Raw genomic sequence first — 4,762 nt, 5'->3', positions numbered from 1 at the left:
GGTTATCTCTTCTTTTCCCCAGTTCCTTCATCAATGTCACCAGATCGACCCTTCCTTTCGATAGCCGGCAGATCCCATACTTCCAGACCCGCTCTTTCCAGTTGAGCCCTCTTTGCCTCACTGTAGCTCCCCTGTACAGCTGCCACAACAGTTGGTACTTCTGAGGCTGTCTTGACAAGCATCGAAGTCTCTGGAATACGCAGAGAGCTGTCAACAATAACTCTCAGGGGTTGTTCATATTCGCCATCAAGCCTCACTGTCAAAAGAGGGTCATCTGCCAGAACAGTGCCAATCCCTACCATGATAGCGTATATTATGGCGACTAAAAAAGTCGCACCCCGTGCGGGTGCGTGGATTGAAACTGCTCTTGCTACAGCCTCAGCCGCTGCCTGGGCTGTCGCACCCCGTGCGGGTGCGTGGATTGAAACTACGTCCTCAGGAGCAGGTGCCCAGTCAGTTGATGTCGCACCCCGTGCGGGTGCGTGGATTGAAACCTTGGAACTCTACTATTTGGGCATGACCGATAAGGTCGCACCCCGTGCGGGTGCGTGGATTGAAACATGTGAAATAATCGCGAGGTGAACACACATGGCGGTCGCACCCCGTGCGGGTGCGTGGATTGAAACCTCTGTGGCAATACTCATGGGCTCATTGGTATTCGTCGCACCCCGTGCGGGTGCGTGGATTGAAACCGAAGTTGGAGCCGCGGATTACTACGCTTTTTCGTCGCACCCCGTGCGGGTGCGTGGATTGAAACACTTTTGGATGCTTATATCGCATACGAAAGAAAGTCGCACCCCGTGCGGGTGCGTGGATTGAAACCGTTGAGGGTTTACGTGGTAATCAGTATTTCCAGGTCGCACCCCGTGCGGGTGCGTGGATTGAAACATAACATCCTTGATTGCTTTGCAGTGGTCCTGGTGTCGCACCCCGTGCGGGTGCGTGGATTGAAACCCGCGGCTGCTGCTTGCCAACACCTGAATATCCGTCGCACCCCGTGCGGGTGCGTGGATTGAAACATTTTCATTCAACACCCCCGCCGTGGGTATGGTGTCGCACCCCGTGCGGGTGCGTGGATTGAAACATGCCCAAGGTGCCGAGTAGCGCACCAAGGACGTCGCACCCCGTGCGGGTGCGTGGATTGAAACGCTCTAATTTTGGACTACAACTGTCGACAGTAAGTCGCACCCCGTGCGGGTGCGTGGATTGAAACAAATCATTTAAGCAGAACGCAAAGCAGGCGTTTACGTCGCACCCCGTGCGGGTGCGTGGATTGAAACTCTGCTGTAGCGCATACGTCTATGTCAAAGCTGAGTCGCACCCCGTGCGGGTGCGTGGATTGAAACTTGTGGGGTCCACTTTATCTTCTTCATCAAGGCTGTCGCACCCCGTGCGGGTGCGTGGATTGAAACTTCATAAAGGTCAACAAGGTGACAATGAAAGTCGGTCGCACCCCGTGCGGGTGCGTGGATTGAAACCCGGGCAGGTGAAATAAGCTACGCATGTCTGCTCGTCGCACCCCGTGCGGGTGCGTGGATTGAAACCTAAAGCTAAGGCCAGGCGAAAATAAAACCTCCGTCGCACCCCGTGCGGGTGCGTGGATTGAAACGATAAAGTGTTTAAACGTCGGCATCATCGGCATCGTCGCACCCCGTGCGGGTGCGTGGATTGAAACGATGAAACTGCCTGAAAGCGGGACCGGCTCAGAGGGTCGCACCCCGTGCGGGTGCGTGGATTGAAACGTATTACGGGTGTCGGCTGCGGTCGGAGCCACTAGTCGCACCCCGTGCGGGTGCGTGGATTGAAACAATCCCTACCGCGCCCACCAGCTAGAACAAAAGAAGTCGCACCCCGTGCGGGTGCGTGGATTGAAACCAGATGATGAAGATTAATTTTGTATCGCCTTGGTCGCACCCCGTGCGGGTGCGTGGATTGAAACCGGGTCCCGGGCTCGGGCTGTGAATTCCTCTCGTCGCACCCCGTGCGGGTGCGTGGATTGAAACCCGAGGCCGCCGCAATTCTAGGCGTTACTCCGCGTCGCACCCCGTGCGGGTGCGTGGATTGAAACGCAGTATCTACAGTTATTGCGCGGGGGCCGTACCCGTCGCACCCCGTGCGGGTGCGTGGATTGAAACACAGAGCAGGCTCTAGGGGCGTTGGCCATGATGGTCGCACCCCGTGCGGGTGCGTGGATTGAAACAAAGGGGTTGCTCCGGTGGATGGCTGCTCTCAGGTCGCACCCCGTGCGGGTGCGTGGATTGAAACTTTATCCAAGTCAATATATAGCCCGTAAGCGTGTCGCACCCCGTGCGGGTGCGTGGATTGAAACGATTGACCCGCTCCACTCCTTAATCCCAGCCAAGTCGCACCCCGTGCGGGTGCGTGGATTGAAACCCCGGGGCATCAGGTTTCACCGCCCTCACCGCCGTCGCACCCCGTGCGGGTGCGTGGATTGAAACTTTCGAGATAAGCGACCATGGTATCGTATACCTCGTCGCACCCCGTGCGGGTGCGTGGATTGAAACCTGTATCTTCTGAAGACCCATCATCCACTGTCCCCGTCGCACCCCGTGCGGGTGCGTGGATTGAAACGCTGATCGTACTTCATCATCCCAGGCGGCAATATCGTCGCACCCCGTGCGGGTGCGTGGATTGAAACTCCGAGTTCGGCGCAGCCGTGAAATTTAAGCGCGTCGCACCCCGTGCGGGTGCGTGGATTGAAACGTGATTATCCCTTTTTCCAGTAGCACAGGCAGTCGTCGCACCCCGTGCGGGTGCGTGGATTGAAACCTCTACTGCCTGCTGTATGATCTTTTCTATCTCGTCGCACCCCGTGCGGGTGCGTGGATTGAAACACCCCGGGCCTGGGCCTTAGGATCCCAGGTGTAAGTCGCACCCCGTGCGGGTGCGTGGATTGAAACTTTCAAAGCTTTTAACTGTATCCTGCCATCCCGTCGCACCCCGTGCGGGTGCGTGGATTGAAACAAGAAGACATGGGTATTGAGCCGCTCTGCAACAAACGTCGCACCCCGTGCGGGTGCGTGGATTGAAACACAGAGCAGGCTCTAGGGGCGTTGGCCATGATGGTCGCACCCCGTGCGGGTGCGTGGATTGAAACAAGCTCCGCTCACTGGCCAGCAGCACAGTGTTGTCGCACCCCGTGCGGGTGCGTGGATTGAAACAATTCATCCTGGAGTCTGGCCACTTCATCGGCGTCGCACCCCGTGCGGGTGCGTGGATTGAAACAGGAATTGGGCATTGAGTCACTTTGCAACAAACGTCGCACCCCGTGCGGGTGCGTGGATTGAAACATGGCGTTGGACTGCCTTTGCATCGACATTGCCGTCGCACCCCGTGCGGGTGCGTGGATTGAAACCTGAAACGAGGCAAAGAACAAGAGAAACCGGCAAGTCGCACCCCGTGCGGGTGCGTGGATTGAAACCTTGCCTACATGCATACGAATCGAAGATAAACAGTCGCACCCCGTGCGGGTGCGTGGATTGAAACCAGTAGCACAGGCAGTCTTTTTAACCTCTTTTGTCGCACCCCGTGCGGGTGCGTGGATTGAAACATGGCTGAAAAGGAGCAGGTATCACTTTGGGAGCGTCGCACCCCGTGCGGGTGCGTGGATTGAAACCCGGATGGCCTTATCCAGGTCCCTCAGAGGCACGTCGCACCCCGTGCGGGTGCGTGGATTGAAACAGGTTAATCTTTCTCTTGATTGGGGGGATCTCGCGTCGCACCCCGTGCGGGTGCGTGGATTGAAACCCCGTACTTTTCCCGATACCAGCCTGGTCACTGGCGTCGCACCCCGTGCGGGTGCGTGGATTGAAACCTCTACTGCCTGCTGTATGATCTTTTCTATCTCGTCGCACCCCGTGCGGGTGCGTGGATTGAAACACCCCGGGCCTGGGCCTTAGGATCCCAGGTGTAAGTCGCACCCCGTGCGGGTGCGTGGATTGAAACAAGAAGACATGGGTATTGAGCCGCTCTGCAACAAACGTCGCACCCCGTGCGGGTGCGTGGATTGAAACACAGAGCAGGCTCTAGGGGCGTTGGCCATGATGGTCGCACCCCGTGCGGGTGCGTGGATTGAAACCTGAGAAGCATTGGAGTTGAGGAAGAAGGCGGCGTCGCACCCCGTGCGGGTGCGTGGATTGAAACCCTCACTCCGGTGGGGGTTTTTATTATTTCATCAGGTCGCACCCCGTGCGGGTGCGTGGATTGAAACAAGCTCCGCTCACTGGCCAGCAGCACAGTGTTGTCGCACCCCGTGCGGGTGCGTGGATTGAAACAATTCATCCTGGAGTCTGGTCACTTCATCGGCGTCGCACCCCGTGCGGGTGCGTGGATTGAAACAGGAATTGGGCATTGAGTCACTTTGCAACAAACGTCGCACCCCGTGCGGGTGCGTGGATTGAAACATGGCGTTGGACTGCCTTTGCATCGACATTGCCGTCGCACCCCGTGCGGGTGCGTGGATTGAAACCTGAAACGAGGCAAAGAACAAGAGAAACCGGCAAGTCGCACCCCGTGCGGGTGCGTGGATTGAAACCTTGCCTACATGCATACGAATCGAAGATAAACAGTCGCACCCCGTGCGGGTGCGTGGATTGAAACCAGTAGCACAGGCAGTCTTTTTAACCTTCTTTTGTCGCACCCCGTGCCGGGTGCGTGGATTGAAACATGGCTGAAAAGGAGCAGGTATCACTTTGGGAGCGTCGCACCCCGTGCGGGTGCGTGGATTGAAACCCGGATGGCC

The 4,762-nt window shown here is 57.5% G+C and carries 1 protein-coding gene and 1 CRISPR repeat array; the gene reads right to left on the bottom strand.

What is annotated here, in order from left to right; genetic code table 11:
• Positions 1-2 precede the first annotated feature (2 nt).
• The gene (locus tag SSCH_RS06620; protein ID WP_044664781.1) at positions 3-302 is read right to left on the bottom strand and encodes a RibD family protein; all 300 of its coding nucleotides are present in this window, start codon (positions 300-302) and stop codon (positions 3-5) included.
• Between the two features lie 28 nt (positions 303-330).
• A CRISPR array of direct repeats spans positions 331-4,620; the repeat unit is 32 nt; unit sequence GTCGCACCCCGTGCGGGTGCGTGGATTGAAAC.
• Positions 4,621-4,762 lie beyond the last annotated feature (142 nt).

Origin of the sequence: Syntrophaceticus schinkii (genome assembly GCF_000946815.1) — a bacterium.
Lineage (GTDB): Bacteria > Bacillota > DSM-12270 > Thermacetogeniales > Thermacetogeniaceae > Syntrophaceticus > Syntrophaceticus schinkii.
The sequence above is the reverse complement of the archived record's forward strand: the minus strand, read 5'-3'. Positions and strand labels throughout refer to the sequence as shown.

Bases quoted from the DNA above. Each gene is read 5' to 3' on its own strand.
- SSCH_RS06620 (WP_044664781.1), bottom strand. From the start codon at position 302: ATGGTAGGGATTGGCACTGTTCTGGCAGATGACCCTCTTTTGACAGTG.